Here is a 14,085-nt window from a genome sequence, read left to right on the forward strand (position 1 = left end):
GAGGCCGTTGAAAAGACGGTCCACGGGCACGAGAACCGCTTTCAGCAACTTGAGGGCGCAACTAAGGGAGGTGGCATCGTCCACAAGTTGTGGACAGCGGCGCTGGGAGCGGGTGCGATGTTGCTGGCTGTGATGGGTTGGCAGATCAGCGTGGAACCCAAAGCACAGGCCAAGGTCAGCACAACGGTGGAGCAAACGACCACCCTTCCAACGAAGTGACCTAATCGCTAGGGCCACCTGCATGGCTAAACGACGTCCAGTGAACAAGGGGCAAGACCTCGATCGTCCGCTACGCGGCTTGCCGCGCCAGGGCACCATGAACGTCAGCGTCAAGCTCGACAAAGACGAGCTGAGCCAGATCGACGCCTTCATAGCATCGTCTGGCCCTCCATATGTGTCTCGTCCCGAAGCGATCCGACGCTTGATCCAATCGTCACTTAGAGTGACCAACTAGCCGTCACTTCACACCATACGTCTGCTGGAACAGGGTTGCACAATCCCTGTCAGTGGTTTCGAATCGGACCACGAAACGAAAACTCGTTCCCTCTCGCTCCATCTTGGCGCGCGTACAGGTAAGGTCGGCATCTACAGTCGAGTGCTGTTCAAGCCAGCCATGGTACAAGTGCTTGAAATAGTTCATCTGGCAGAAATCGCTAGTTACAAGCCATCCCATCGAAGTGACTGCCTCAAGGAGATGACTGACGAAGCCGCTGTAGTCGCGGTGATCGACGGTCGCTGTCACCTTGATCCCGCCCCTCACGCGACACCTGTCTTCTTGATTGCGTACATACGAGCAAATGTCTCAGCCTTCTTCATGCGTTCGTGATGCTCGGCCTGCTCGCGGGCGGCATCATCAATGGCGCGCTTGTACGAAGCCTCTGCCCACTCCCGAACCTCGTCGCAGTCCAGACGCATGTAATCGCGCAAGCCCCACTCAGCATAAACATCGTCAAGCACGCGATCGGGCAGCTTCTCGCGAACAATGAACGCGTCGTGGATACGAGCAACCGGCTCAATGCCGTAACGCTTCATCACACCCACAGCGATGTCCATGATGAACGTCTCGTAGTGCTGATACATATATGCCAGCTTGCCAGCGCGAGTGACACGCCCGTTCACCTCGTTCGAAGCGCGGATCGCCTCCACCATTTCATCGAAGCCGTCGAGGGTTTCGGCGTGAGTAAGGATCGTGTCTTCAATCTCAATCTGCTCTGCCGCGAACGCCTTCACCCAAGCGTCCTGCTCGAACGTGACGCGCACCGCTGGTGACTTCAGGATATCGGCAAGCGCGGTGCCCTCAAGACCGTTCTTGCCCATCCAAGTGCGACCCTGCATTCGTGCGCCAAAGCCGATTGCAGTCAGGGCATCCTTGATCGCCTTGACCTTGCTGTCCCACGGCAGGTTCACGCCTTCGAAGCAGTGCTTCGCAAGCCGGTTCCTGATCTGGTTCTTTTCCGCGAGATACTGGCGTGTGTAAGTGCCATCGAGCGAACCGACGAGCGCGTTATCACCACCCTTTGCAACACCGTAGAGGTACAGCTTCGTAGCGAAGACCGCCGCGTTCATATCGTACTGATAATGGTGGCCGATTACCGCAGAGCGCACCTGCTTGGACACATTCTGGATATTCAGCCCCTTGTAATATGTGCGACCAAACGCGCTCGGGCTTTCAATCATCGGCAGAATAGCCGCGCCGAACTTCTTCTCGGTGACGATCCCGACCTTCTGTATCAGCTGGGCCTGCCACAAGTTGCTGTTCAGCTTTGAGCGGAGCTTCGTTGCCTCTGCCGGCGCCTTTTCCAGCTCGTATTGCGTACAGCCGATGAACCGAGCCAAATTGTCCATGTCGATGTGGACAGCAGCGGTCGCAGCATTCTCGTCAGCAGCCGTGAACAGCTGGTCATAAACCTCTTGCGGGGACTTCTCAGCGAAAAGCATTTCAAGCATTCTCTCGTTCACGACCTTCACCCTTGTGTTCTTTTCATTATAGTTTGTTTTCGAGTTTAGATTGCTGCCCAGCTTCACCACCACCATAAAGGGGTATATCTCTTTGAACGCGTTCCAAATGCTGTAGCGGACCTTGTTATAGTTGAACGTACCGCACGCATTGAATAGCTTCTCAAAGCTGACGTTGGTTTCGCCGTCTGACGTGAATGCAAGGCGGATTACGAAAACTCGGAAAACCGCGCTCACGTAGGTTGCGAAATACTTCTCAGCTCTTTCACGCTTCATATCGGGGAACTTGTCGAGAAAGGCTTGGGGCACCTCAATCGTGCCAAGCTCCCTATTGAGTTTTTGCTGTCTCTTGATTGTGATCGGATCGTACATCGTTAAACCTCGGAATAGAAAAACCCGCTGAGAGCGGGCTTGCATTGCTCTCAGCGGGTCTTGGCTTTTCTATTCTGAAGTGAATAGGACTCCGCTGTCGAAGTGGACAGCGTTGCAAGCCCTGCTTCACTTCGTATCGTATTTATCGCAAAAAGCGTTTATCTTGCTCAAACAGTAGCAAAACGAGCGTTTTGCGTCATTATTCAAAATCACAGTGCGCTAAACTCGATAAAAAGCCAGAGTTACAGTGCTATAATAGAGGAGAGAGAAGAGGACCGGAAAGCGATGGGCGGGCGGGGTCGGGATCGGTTATGCCTGCTTGTGACGTGCGAAGCCTACGCGAGCACGGCTTAACGAAAAGTCACAGTGCGCTAGAACCGAACTTACAGTGCGCTAGAAACCGCGCATTTCTGCGGCTTTCCGGCTCTTGCAGTGCGGTAACATCAGAAGTTACAGTGCTATAATAGAGGAGAGAGGGAAAGATGGAGCGACACCTGGACGAGCACGACGCCGGGGTTGGGCTGGGTTCCTCTTGTGTCGCAATGCCTGCCCCTGATCCGCTCGCGTTAACCGCTCATTGACGGTCGGCCGGATATCGCCAGCCCGTTGGGTTTAGGCTCAGCCGCTCTTTGAAGACGTCATGCTTGTATCTGCCTTCGCGGGATCATCAGTCGTTCACTCCAAGTGACCGGCAATGTCTGGGATCATCGATCCTTTGCAGTCCAGCGCAGCGGTTGGTCTGAGACCTACGGGCCGTGCCCGAGGCCGACGAGGCTTGTCCTCACCATACGCTGAAGGTCGGGAGTTGTGTCAGTAATGGCACTCTAAGCTGCCCGCCATTCTGTAAGGAAAGGCAAGCGTAAATGGCAAATCAAGAATTCAAACAGGAAGTTCAGGCAATCATCGACGCCGCGGAGAAGTTCAACGACGACTTCAAGGCTTTGTTGGTTGCCGAACAGGAGAACGTAAAGCGGGCTGCAAGCGAGCGAGACGCGCAAGCGTACAAGTTCGCAGCCGGTCTGCTTGATCTCGCTTTGTCGCTTGATCCCGAAGTGGTCACTACCCCGCTTGTGGAATTCTACCGCAAGCGTGGGCAGCGGGTCGCGAAGGAAGGTGACAATCCGTACGCGCCGTTCGTCAAGGCCGTTTGCGCGGTCAAAGAAGACGGCAAGTGGAAGTTCAACCCCAAGCAGGCGTCTTTTGCCAAGTACGCGAACATCGTTCGCCAGTTGGTCGAGGACAAGCGCGCGGGGCGGATTAGCGGGAGCGTCGTTGCTCACATCGAAAGCTACAAGTGGAACGGGCGCTCCAAGCTGGGCGCTCTGGAAGCTCGCGATCGTTTTGAGCGACCGAATGCATCTTCGGTAAAGCGTGTTGAGGATGCGCGCGAGAAGGGTCGCAAGGCTCGTCCCGTTGCGATTCTCGATACGGACCTTGGGTGCGACGATGACGACGTTGTATTTCTGTGGGGTGTCGTGAAGGACGGCAAGCTGGAAGTGATGAAGAGCCAAGTCAGCAATGACGACGCTCCGACTCTTTACTATCAGCTTGGCAAGGAACTGAGCGCAGCCTGAATTAGAGCAAAAAGCCCCAGTAGGAGTAATCCCGCTGGGGCTTTTCTGTGTCTTGACTGCTTGAGCGAGCAGCCCCGTGAATGTCCTAATGGGACAGAGTATTTACGGCCTCAAGCCAGCGGAATACTTGCCGTTTCGCATGGTGAGAACCTGACCACGCATAGCCGGTGCGAAGCTGATATGGGTCCAAGTACCCTCTTCGATTAGCTGGTCGAACTTGATCCCAGCTGCGACGAGCGCACGGCAGATTTCCAGTGGCGTCATGCCCTTCACACGGAAGTCCACGGCATAGCCCTGACAATGCGCGCTGGTCGGCACACCACCGACTTTGCGGTTCACTGCGGCGCTCCGATAGGCACTGTTGACGAGAATGGGTTTGCCCAGCGCAGCGCGGACTTTCTCCATGCCGGCGGCTGCGACCTTCAGGTTAGCGAGGTGAGCAGGGGTTGGCTGATTGTTGAGACCCGTCGAGGTGACGGTCATCTCACTCAGTGTGAAATGGGGAGATAGATTGGTCATCACTTAGTTAGCACGAGAGCGAAAATCCGTTTTGACGCGTTTTGATGCTATACGAAGCAGGTTTTCCGGCCCTTCGATTAAATATCAGGACAGCAACAACGCTGTTGTTTTATTGACTCGGAGAACAACATGGAAACCATCACGCTTACGCGCTTCGAAAAGAGCACCCGCGCATTCACTGCTATCGACAGCTACAAGGCATGTCTCTGCAACGAGAACGATAACTGCCACCCGATCGGCACTTACATGGACGGCCTGATTAGGCAGCTACGCAACCATGCAGACGAACCAACGGGCTGGTCATTTGCTGATTGGCGCAAGGGAACGAACATCGCATCCAACCTGATCGGCGCAAACGCGATCATGCTTGAATATGCCCGCACGCGCGATGATGCGGAGATCGTCACCCGATTGCACGACAAGGCCAAGGCACTCGGCTGGTCGTTCTTCCTCATTGAGACCGAGACCAAGGGCGGCAACACCATCACGGTTGTTTGGCCCATGACGAGCACGATCAATCAGGCGCAGTATGCTCGCCTAGCTTCCATCCTCGCTGAAGAAATGGACGAGTACGGCATGGAGCATGGCTGTCTCGCCGCTACCCATATCATTCAGGTGCATCGCTCTACATTGACCGTTGTGGTTGCAGGCAAAACGATGAACCCCGAAGCCGAAATCAAGCGCACCGCGAAGCTCTACCAGCGCCTGAACGCTCGAAAGTACGAGGGCACTCGCCCGGTGACGAAGATCGCGCAGGCCGATGATGCTCCGATGGCGATCGAAGATGGGCTGTTCTGCTGGTTCGAGACCAAGGAAGAGAAGACCCAGCGTGAAGCCCTTGAGGTGATGACGCGCTTTGGCTTCGCACCCAACTGAAACGAGCGCAGCGTCGGGCAACCGGCGCTGTTGCCATGAGTGGACGACTCGCCTGAGCCAGCATAGCTTGCTCGCATGACTGACGATCCCAGCACGCTCAGCGACAAAGACCTGCTCGCAGCATATCAGCGCACGACAGGCGAACCCGGCGATCCCGAAGCCGATGCTCTGCTGGCGGAGATAGAACGCCGAAACCTCGACATATAGGGTTGATGTTCTCTTTCTGTTCCAAGTACCTGCGTGGGCATGAGCGCGAACACGAAGATCGAGAATCTCAGCGATTACCTCAGAGTGGCGCGCAATCTGGAGGTGCGATGCTCGTGCGGGCATCGGAGCGTCGTTGACGGCGAGAAGCTAGCCCGGTGGTTCTTCATTCATATGTGGGACACCCGGAAACACATGATCCGGGACCATCTGCGATGCACTCGCTGCGGTGGCCGCCCCAACGATATTCGACCAGCCAGTAACGCACCAACGGCTTCCGACAGGTTCCCCAAAGATGAGAGCGCGTGGAAGCGCGCGGTGGCCAAGCTGCGGGGCTAAGTTATTGATCGCTAATGCAAAACGGCACGCGAGACGTTATGTGCTGGTGTGCTACGCAGGATCAACGGCGCCAAGGTGCGCGCGCCGCATGGGGCAATGGCGATGATCGATCGGCTGGCGACCTGAACGGCAAGGGGGATCCCATTGCCATCAATCTTCCGGCTAAACCCATTCGCGCGGATATCATGCCCAGTCAGCCCATCATCATCCGCCCTTTCGCCGGAGCAGCCGACACGACGACATTGTCGCAGGTCTGGCTCGACGCCTGCCTGATCGCCCATTCCTTCATCGGGGAGCAGCGCCTGATCGAGCAGCGTTCGCTGATCGAGGACCAGTACCTTCCGCATTCCGAGACATGGGTGGCGACGATCGAGGGCGCCCCCGTCGGGTTCATCAGCCTGCTCGATTCCTTTGTCGGTGGGCTCTTCGTGGCGCCGCAGATGCAGGGGCGGGGGATCGGCCGCCGGTTGATCGCCCATGCGATGGGGCTGCGGGGCGAGTTGGAACTGGACGTCTATGTCCTGAACGCGGCAGCGATGCGTTTCTATCGGCGGATCGGCTTTCAGGAGGTGTCGCGGCGGGTGTTGGACGACGAGGGCATGCCGTTCGAGAATGCACGCCTGCGCCTGGCTGGTGCGGCCGCCTGAGCAATGCCTGCCCGTATGCGCCCGGGTTGCGGCGCGCGGCGGCGGCGGGCATGTCGCCGGGCTGATGAGTGACCCCGCCGTTCCCGCTTCGCCCGACCCGATGGAGGGCAACCTTCCCGAACGCCTCGCCCGCGCGATCGCGCTGGGCGGGCCGATCCCGGTCAGCCAGTTCATGGCCGCCGCCAACGCGCATTATTATGCGACGCGTGACCCGCTGGGCGCGGAGGGCGACTTCACCACCGCGCCCGAGATCAGCCAGATGTTCGGCGAGCTGATCGGCCTGTGGGCCGCCGACCTGTGGGATCGCGCAGGACGGCCCGAGGTGCGCTGGGTGGAATTGGGCCCGGGGCGCGGCACGTTGACCGCCGATGCGTTGCGCGCCGCTGCAAAGGCCGGCTTCACCCCGCCGGTCCATTTCGTCGAGACCAGCCCGACGCTGCGCACGCGGCAGGCGGCGGCGGTGCCGCAGGCGGTGTGGCATGACGATGTCGAGGACCTGCCGACCGATCGCCCGCTGATCATCATCGCCAATGAATTCTTCGACGCGTTGCCGATCCGCCAGCTGGTGCGCGGGCCGGCGGGATGGCGCGAGCGGCTGGTCGCCTGCCAGGACACGTTGTTCCTGCCGATCGGCGGCGCGACCGTTCCGGACAGCATCATCCCCGAGCATCTGCGCGATTCGCCGGTTGGTGCGATCATCGAGACCTCGCCCGCCAGCGTCGGCATCATGCGTGTGCTCGCCGCGCGGATCGTGGCGCAGGGCGGCGCGCTGCTCGCAATCGATTATGGCTATGAGGGCCCGGCGGTAGGCGAGACGCTGCAAGCGGTGCGCGGCCACGATTTTGCCAATCCGTTCGAGGAGCCGGGCGAGCGCGATCTGACCGCGCATGTCGATTTCGCGACGCTGGGCATGGTCGGCACGGCGAGCGGCGCGATCGTCTCCGGGCCCGTGGGACAGGGCGATTTCCTGACGCGGCTGGGCATCGATGCGCGCGCCGCGGCGCTGGGGCCCAGGGTGGCGCCGGATCGCGAGCGGCTGGTCGTCGCCATGGGCACCTTGTTCAAGGTGTTGGCGATGCGCCATCCCGACTGGCCCGAGCCGGCCGGTTTCGCATGATCGACTATCGCCCGGCGACGCCCGCCGACGCCGAGCCGCTCGACACGATGGCACGCGCGGTGTGGCTGGCGACCTTTGGCCATTCGGCGCCCGCAGACGACATCGCGGCCTATGTGGCGCAGCATTATGGCGCGGCGGGAACGCTGCGCCGCCAGTTGCTCGACCCCGCGTTCGACTTCCAGCTGGCGGTCGATGGGGCGGCGGTGGTCGGTTATTGCAAGCTGGAGCCGACCTTCTTTGCGGGCGAGGTGCCGACCGACGACGCGCTTCATCTCCATCAATTGTACGTCGATCCCGCGCGGCATGGCAGCGGCGTGGCCGCCCGGCTGCTCGACTGGGCTTATGACGTCGCGCGCAGCCGCGAAAAGAGCGCGGTCCTGCTGACCGTCTGGGAAGAAAATGGCCGAGCGCGCGCCTTTTACGCCAAGCACGGCTTCGTCCATGTCGGCGATTATGCGTTCCAGACCGGGTCGCAGATCGACCGCGACCTCATCATGCGGCGCGAATTGTGAGCGGAGTTGATATGGATAGCGGCGTAGGTTTGAGCGGCGGCGACGGGAACGGTGTGGAACTGATCCGGGCGCGCAGTCTGGGCGACGTGGCGCATGGATTCCTCGGTCGGCGCGGCGGGGTGTCGCAGGGGCTGCATGGCGGGCTCAACGTCGGGCTTGGCTCCGACGATGATCGTGCCGCGGTCGATGAAAACCGCCGACGCGCGGTGGCGGCGGTGTTGGGGGGCGCGCCGCTCGTCACCTGTTTCCAGGTGCATTCGGCCGATTGCGTGACGATCACGCAGGACGTGGCCGAACGCCCGCGTGCCGATGCGATGGCCACTGACCGGCCGGGCCTCGCGCTCGGCATCCTGACCGCCGATTGCGCGCCCGTGCTGCTGGCCGACCGGGAGGCGGGCGTCGTCGGCGCCGCCCATGCGGGGTGGAAAGGCGCGATCGGCGGGGTCACCGACACGACGATTGCCGCGATGGAGGCGCTCGGCGCGCGGCGCGATCGGATCGCCGCCGCGATCGGCCCGTGCATCGCGCGCGCCAGCTATGAGGTGGACGAGGCGTTCCGCCGCCGCTTCGAGGAGGAGGATCCCGCCAATGAGCTGTTCTTCGTCGATGCCCGCGCGGGCCACGCCAAGTTCGACCTTGAGGCCTATGTCACGCATCGGCTGGCGAGCGCGGGGGTGCAGCGGATCGAGGCGCTGGGGCTGGATACCTATGCCGATGAGGACCGCTTCTTCAGCTATCGCCGCGCCACGCACAGGGGCGAGCCCGATTACGGCCGGCAGATCGCGATCATCGGCCTGCGCTGAGCGCCGCGCCGGCCCCGGCTCTGCTTTCGCTGGGCCTGTGCTTTCGCCGGGGCGATGCAACCGCTAGAGCCCTGGGTGACTTGTCATAAGCGGCGGCGACAGGCTGGCGGCGGAAAAGAGCGTATCGAATGACTCACATGCAACACGCGGACGTCCTGATCCTGGGTGGCGGGCTGGTCGGCGCGACGCTGGCGCTGGCGCTCGATCGCCATGGCATCTCCACCATCGTCGTCGATCCGGCGGACCCGGCGGTCACGCTGTCGGCCGGGTTCGACGGGCGCGCCTCCGCGATCGCCAGCGCGAGCCACCGGATGCTGGAGGCGATCGGCGTCGCCGACCGGCTACGCGGGCAGGGGTGCGCGATCCGGCAGATCCGCGTCAGCGACGGGCTGGAGCCGGGTGCGCTCGATTTCATTCCCGATGCCGATGATGGCGCGCTGGGCACGATGTACGAGAATCGCGCGCTGCGCCGCGCGCTGGCCGACAGCATGAGCGAGAGCAATGTCGACTTCCGCCCGCTGACCCGTGCGGTCGAGGTCGATCGCTCTGCCAGTGGCGTGCGCGCGACGCTGAGCGACGGCAGCATGGTCACCGCGTCGCTGCTGGTCGCTGCCGAGGGGCGCAACTCGCCCACCCGCGCCGCGGCGGGCATCACCACCGCCAATTGGCGCTACGATCATGCCGCGATCATCGGTGCGTTCCACCATGAGCGGCCGCATGAAAGCATCGCGTTCGAGATCTTCTATCCCACCGGCCCCTTCGCGCTGCTGCCGCTGGTCGACGACGATGACGGGCATCGCTGCGCCATCGTCTGGTCGGTGAAGCAGGCGCAGGGCCCGGCGGTGCTGAAACTGTCCGACCGCGCCTTCCTCGCGGAGGCGGAGAAGCGGATGGGCGGGTTCCTTGGCACCCTCTACAAGGCGAGCCCGCGCGCGAGCTATCCGCTGGGCTTTCACCATGCCGCCACGATCACCGCCGAGCGGCTGGCGCTGGTCGGCGACGCCGCCCATGGTATTCACCCGATCGCGGGCCAGGGGCTGAACCTTGGCTTCCGCGATGTCGCGGCGCTGGCCGAAGTGCTGGTCGAGGGACGACGCCTCGGGCTGGAGGCGGGCAACGCGCAATTGCTCGACCGCTATCGCCGCTGGCGCAGCCTCGACACGATGATGGTCGCGGGCGCGACCGACGTGCTGACCCGCCTGTTTGGCATTCCGGGGCGAACGGCGAGCACGGTGCGTCGCTTCGGCATCTCTGCGGTCAACGCCATTCCGCCGCTGAAGGACCGCTTCATGGCGGAGGCGCGCGGCGAGAGCGGCGCGCTGCCGCGGCTGCTGCAGGGCATGACCATCTGATCCAGCCGCGGGCGGGCGCCGCGGGGCGATCAGTGCAGCGGCTCGCCCGAGATCGTGATGCGGTGCATCAGCCGCCGGTGCCCGTGATAATCGTTCATGGCGAGATGCCAGGTTGAGCGATTGTCCCAGATGGCCAGCGACCCCGGTGCCCAGCTGACGCGGCAGTGGAACCGGTCCTGCATCGCCACCTGATAGAGGTAGGTCAGCAGCGGCATGCTCTCCTCCCGCGTCCAGCCTTCGAAATGGAGCGTGAAGGCGGGATTGACGTACAGGATCTCGCGCCCGGTCTGCGGGTGCCGGATGATCACGGGGTGGACGGCGCGGGTACGCTCGTCATGGCCCTTCAGATCGGCGGCCTGATCGGTCTTCGCGTAGATGCCGTCGGCGCTGTAGATGTGATCGGCCGAATGGACCGCGCGCAGGCCGCGCAGCGTCGTTTTCAGGCCGTCGGACAGGCTGTCGAGGGCCGCGCCGAGGCTGGCGAACAGCGTGTCCCCGCCGGCCGGCGGGGTTTCGCGCGCCAGCAGGATCGAACCCATGGCGGGCACCTGGTCATAACTGTGATCGGTATGCCAGCCGCCGCCGATATTGGTCTGCTGATTCTCCGCCTTTCGCACCTCGGCGATTTCGGGATGGCCGCCGTTCGCCGGGAAGTATTTGTTGACGTCGATCGGCCCCCAGCGCCGGGCGAAGGCGATATGCTGTTCGGGCGTCAGGGTCTGGTCGCGGACGAACAGGACGCCGTGGTCCGCCACCGCCCGCCGCAGCGCGTCGAACCCCGCGTCGTCGATCGTGTTCAGGTCGACGCCGTGCGCCTCTACGCCGACGTGCTCCGCCAGAGGGTGCATTTCGGGTATCGCCATTGATCCTCTCCTTGTTGGTTGCTGCTGACCGTACCGCCGCGGCTGGCCTGAAAATGTCCCGCCGGTTACATTCGATGCATGCTGCTGGAGGAGCTTCGGGTCAGTCGCTGGTTTGCTCGCCAGCCGGGTACGCTGCGGGACCGCCTTGCCGCGGCTGGCCGCTTGCGGGCGCTTGGGGCGGGGCAATGGGTCTATGGCGAGGGGGATGATGCGACGGGGCTGGTGATGGTGCTCAGCGGCATGCTGCGGCTGGAGGCGATGGTCGATGATCGCACCATCCTGGTCGGCGTGGCGCAGGCCGGCGGCGCCTTTGGCCAGTCACAGCGGCATGGCGGCGGCCCACGGATCGTGACCGCGCGCGCCGGGCCGCCGAGCCGCGTGTTCACGGTCAGCGATGCCGCGCTGGCGCGCGTCGGTGCCGAGGAGCCGCTGTTGTGGCAGTCGGTCAGCACGCTCGTCTATGCGCAGCTGGACGCGAGCGTTCATTCGCTGGCGCAGATGCTGGCGCTGCCGCCCCGCGCGCGGATCGCGCGGCGGCTGCTGCCGTTTGCCGCGGCGGGGGAGGCGGCGCTGTCGCAATCGGATCTAGCCGAGCTGTGCGGCCTCTCTCGAAAAGCGGTGAATGCGCATCTCGCGGCGCTGGAGCGGGCAGGGGCGATCGGCAGGGGCTACGGCCATGTCCGGGTGATCGACGCGGCACTGCTGGAGCGGGCGGGGGCTGGCGGCGAAATGTGAGGCGCCGACGCCGCGCCATGCCAGGTGCAAAAAAACCGTCGGTTCACCGCCGCTGGCGCTGGAGCGGTGGTTATTCCGGATAGACGATCGGAGGAAGAAAGGCGAAGCTCGCCGTGATTTTCCGTCAGCGAGGGCGCATCGCCCATCCCTGACCGGAAAAGTGGTGCCCAGAAGAGGACTCGAACCTCCACGACCTTGCGATCGCCAGCACCTGAAGCTGGTGCGTCTACCAATTCCGCCATCTGGGCACGGGGTAGGCCGGCGCCTCTAGGGCCCAGGTGGCAGCCTTGTCAACAGGTACATCGCACGGCTAGGGGCAAAGCGAATTTTTCCTCGGCGGAGCGTTACATGAAGGACAAACTGGTCACGCTGATCGGCGGTGGCGGTTTTCTCGGTCGGTACGTCGCGCAGACCCTGCTTGCCGCTGGCGCCCGCGTGCGCATCGCGCAGCGTGATCCGCGCGAGGCCTGGTTTCTGAAGCCGCTTGGCGGCCTGGGGCAGACCCAGTTCGTGGCGGCGGATATCACCCGCCCCGATACGTTGGCGCGCGCCGTCGCGGGATCGGACGCGGTGGTGAATCTGGTCGGCAGCTTCACCGGCGACCTGTTGCGCATCCATGTCGATGGCCCGCAAGCGCTGGCCAGCGCGGCGCGCGAGGCGGGCGTCCAGGCGCTGGTGCACGTTTCGGCGATCGGGGCGAATGCCGATGGCGATTCCTATTACGCCCGCACCAAGGGCGAAGGCGAGGCGGCCGTGCGCGAGGCGTTCCCGGCCGCGACGATCCTGCGCCCGTCCACCGTGTTCGGGCGGGAGGACAAGTTCATCAACATGTTTGCCGGCATGATCGCGCGGCTGCCCGTGGTGCCGGTGCTGAAGCCCGACACCCGTTTCCAGCCGGTGTTCGCTGGCGACGTGGGTGACGCGGTGGTCGCCGCGCTCTCCGATCCGGCGACTTACGGTGGGCGCACCTTCGAGCTCGGCGGACCGGACGTGTTCACCATGATGGAGCTGAATCAGTGGATTGCGCGCGCCATCGGCCGCCGTCCGTCGTTCGTCCGGGTGCCCGACGCGCTGGGCGGAGTGCTGGCGGCGGTGCCGTTCATCCCGGTCTCGCCCGATCAGTGGAAGCTGCTGCAGAAGGACACGGTGGTGATGCCGGGTGCCGAGGGGCTGACCGCGCTGGGCATCACCGCAACGCCGCTGGCGAGCGTCGCGCCGGGCTGGCTGGTGCGCTACCAGCGCAACGGCCGCTTTGCCCGTCCCACCGCCGCCTGAGCATCGTTTCGCGCGCGTTTTTTCGCGCGCGCCCGGACCTGGGCGGCGCGTGACCTGAAAGGCACCCATGTCCGATCTGCTGACCGCCATCCTCCTCGGTATTGTCGAGGGCGTGACCGAATTCCTGCCGGTATCCTCCACCGGCCATCTCGTCCTCGCCACCGAGTTGCTGGGCTATGATCCGCAGCGCTGGGCGGTGTTCAACATCGCCATCCAGCCAGGCGCGATCCTGGCGATCGTGGTGCTGTACTGGCGCACGTTCATGGCGGTGCTGTCCGGCCTGATGAAGGGCGAGAAACACTCGATCGCCTTCGTCCGTAACCTGTTGATCGCGTTCATCCCTGCGGTTGCGCTGGGCCTCGCCTTCAACGACCAGATCGAGGCGCTGCTGGAAAATGCCGTCGTCGTCGCCTGGGCGCTGATCATAGGCGGGGTCGCGATCCTGATCGTCGAGCGACTGGCGAAAACCCGCGACGTCGGGGGCATCTCGGGCGTTTCGGTGTCGCAATCGGTGAAGATCGGCCTGGTCCAGTGCATGGCGATGATCCCGGGCGTGAGCCGGTCGGGCGCGACGATCATGGGTGCGATGGCGTTCGGCATTGATCGCCGCACGGCTGCGGAATTCTCCTTCTTCCTGGCGCTGCCGACGCTGACCGGCGCCACGGTGCTTCAGATGTACAAGCATCGTGATGCGATCACCGCCAATGACCTGCAGCTGATCGGCGTCGGCGCGCTGGTGTCGTTCGTCGTCGCGCTGGTGGTGGTGAAAGCGTTCATGGCTGTGGTGACGAAGCACGGTTTCGCTCCGTTCGCCTGGTACCGAATCGTCGCCGGGAGCGTTGCTCTGCTGGTGCTCGCAGCAAAGTAGGTCCGGAACAGCACTATTATCTCCGGAAAAATACGTGCGGGCTGACGATCTAACGGGGCAGGCTGGAAAATAG

Annotated in this window: 15 protein-coding genes and 1 tRNA gene; 12 read left to right on the top strand and 4 right to left on the bottom strand. The window is 63.0% G+C overall.

Annotated features, from left to right (window positions below):
* On the top strand, nucleotides 1-219 hold a 219-nt coding region (locus XM50_RS20410; protein ID WP_046407906.1), incomplete at its 5' end, for a hypothetical protein.
* A 537-nt stretch (nucleotides 220-756) separates the two neighbouring features.
* Here the strand turns inward: XM50_RS20410 and XM50_RS05040 are convergent.
* Nucleotides 757-2,328, bottom strand: coding sequence for a hypothetical protein (locus XM50_RS05040; protein ID WP_046407909.1), 1,572 nt, complete (start codon nucleotides 2,326-2,328; stop codon nucleotides 757-759).
* A gap of 863 nt (nucleotides 2,329-3,191) precedes the next feature.
* Between XM50_RS05040 and XM50_RS05045 the strand changes: the two genes are divergently transcribed.
* Entirely contained in the window at nucleotides 3,192-3,902 is a 711-nt protein-coding gene (locus XM50_RS05045; RefSeq protein WP_046407912.1) for a hypothetical protein, read from the top strand.
* A gap of 102 nt (nucleotides 3,903-4,004) precedes the next feature.
* Here XM50_RS05045 and XM50_RS05050 read toward each other — a convergent pair whose 3' ends face one another.
* Nucleotides 4,005-4,421, bottom strand: coding sequence for a D-Ala-D-Ala carboxypeptidase family metallohydrolase (locus tag XM50_RS05050; RefSeq protein WP_046407913.1), 417 nt, complete (start codon nucleotides 4,419-4,421; stop codon nucleotides 4,005-4,007).
* Nucleotides 4,422-4,550: 129 nt separating this feature from the next.
* Between XM50_RS05050 and XM50_RS05055 the strand changes: the two genes are divergently transcribed.
* The 7 genes from XM50_RS05055 (at nucleotide 4,551) to XM50_RS05085 (ending at nucleotide 10,271) form a co-directional block, all read left to right on the top strand.
* Entirely contained in the window at nucleotides 4,551-5,297 is a 747-nt protein-coding gene (locus tag XM50_RS05055; protein WP_046407915.1) for a hypothetical protein, read from the top strand.
* 75 nt (nucleotides 5,298-5,372) lie between these two features.
* Nucleotides 5,373-5,504 (top strand): hypothetical protein, encoded by a 132-nt coding sequence (locus XM50_RS20955; RefSeq protein WP_269430560.1) that lies wholly within the window; start codon nucleotides 5,373-5,375, stop codon nucleotides 5,502-5,504.
* A 521-nt stretch (nucleotides 5,505-6,025) separates the two neighbouring features.
* Nucleotides 6,026-6,487 (top strand): GNAT family N-acetyltransferase, encoded by a 462-nt coding sequence (locus tag XM50_RS05065; protein WP_046408009.1) that lies wholly within the window; start codon nucleotides 6,026-6,028, stop codon nucleotides 6,485-6,487.
* 64 nt (nucleotides 6,488-6,551) lie between these two features.
* Nucleotides 6,552-7,604, top strand: a complete 1,053-nt coding sequence (locus XM50_RS05070) for a class I SAM-dependent methyltransferase (protein ID WP_046408011.1) — start codon at nucleotides 6,552-6,554, stop codon at nucleotides 7,602-7,604.
* Nucleotides 7,601-8,116, top strand: coding sequence for a GNAT family N-acetyltransferase (locus XM50_RS05075; protein ID WP_046407918.1), 516 nt, complete (start codon nucleotides 7,601-7,603; stop codon nucleotides 8,114-8,116). Before XM50_RS05070 ends, XM50_RS05075 begins: the two co-directional genes overlap by 4 nt.
* An 11-nt stretch (nucleotides 8,117-8,127) precedes the next feature.
* A complete protein-coding gene (pgeF, locus tag XM50_RS05080; protein ID WP_046407920.1) occupies nucleotides 8,128-8,919 on the top strand; it encodes a peptidoglycan editing factor PgeF in 792 nt (263 codons plus the stop codon).
* Nucleotides 8,920-9,056: 137 nt separating this feature from the next.
* Nucleotides 9,057-10,271, top strand: a complete 1,215-nt coding sequence (locus XM50_RS05085) for a UbiH/UbiF/VisC/COQ6 family ubiquinone biosynthesis hydroxylase (RefSeq protein WP_046407922.1) — start codon at nucleotides 9,057-9,059, stop codon at nucleotides 10,269-10,271.
* Between the two features lie 29 nt (nucleotides 10,272-10,300).
* Here the strand turns inward: XM50_RS05085 and XM50_RS05090 are convergent, their stop codons facing one another.
* Entirely contained in the window at nucleotides 10,301-11,134 is an 834-nt protein-coding gene (locus XM50_RS05090) for a TauD/TfdA dioxygenase family protein (protein WP_046407923.1), read from the bottom strand.
* A gap of 78 nt (nucleotides 11,135-11,212) precedes the next feature.
* Between XM50_RS05090 and XM50_RS05095 the strand changes: the two genes are divergently transcribed.
* Nucleotides 11,213-11,869 carry a Crp/Fnr family transcriptional regulator gene (locus XM50_RS05095; RefSeq protein ID WP_052742439.1) on the top strand — a complete coding sequence of 219 codons (657 nt, stop codon included), beginning with the start codon at nucleotides 11,213-11,215 and terminating at the stop codon, nucleotides 11,867-11,869.
* A 161-nt stretch (nucleotides 11,870-12,030) separates the two neighbouring features.
* On the opposite strand, the gene XM50_RS05100 is transcribed toward XM50_RS05095, so the two are convergent.
* Nucleotides 12,031-12,117: transfer RNA gene (locus XM50_RS05100), tRNA-Leu, on the bottom strand.
* Between the two features lie 100 nt (nucleotides 12,118-12,217).
* Here XM50_RS05100 and XM50_RS05105 point away from each other — a divergent pair.
* Nucleotides 12,218-13,144, top strand: a complete 927-nt coding sequence (locus XM50_RS05105) for a complex I NDUFA9 subunit family protein (protein WP_046407925.1) — start codon at nucleotides 12,218-12,220, stop codon at nucleotides 13,142-13,144.
* Between the two features lie 67 nt (nucleotides 13,145-13,211).
* The gene (locus XM50_RS05110; RefSeq protein WP_046407926.1) at nucleotides 13,212-14,012 is read left to right on the top strand and encodes an undecaprenyl-diphosphate phosphatase; all 801 of its coding nucleotides are present in this window, start codon (nucleotides 13,212-13,214) and stop codon (nucleotides 14,010-14,012) included.
* The last annotated feature ends 73 nt before the right edge of the window (nucleotides 14,013-14,085 follow it).

The organism is Sphingomonas sp. Ag1 (assembly GCF_000980895.1).
Lineage (GTDB): Bacteria > Pseudomonadota > Alphaproteobacteria > Sphingomonadales > Sphingomonadaceae > Sphingomonas > Sphingomonas panaciterrae.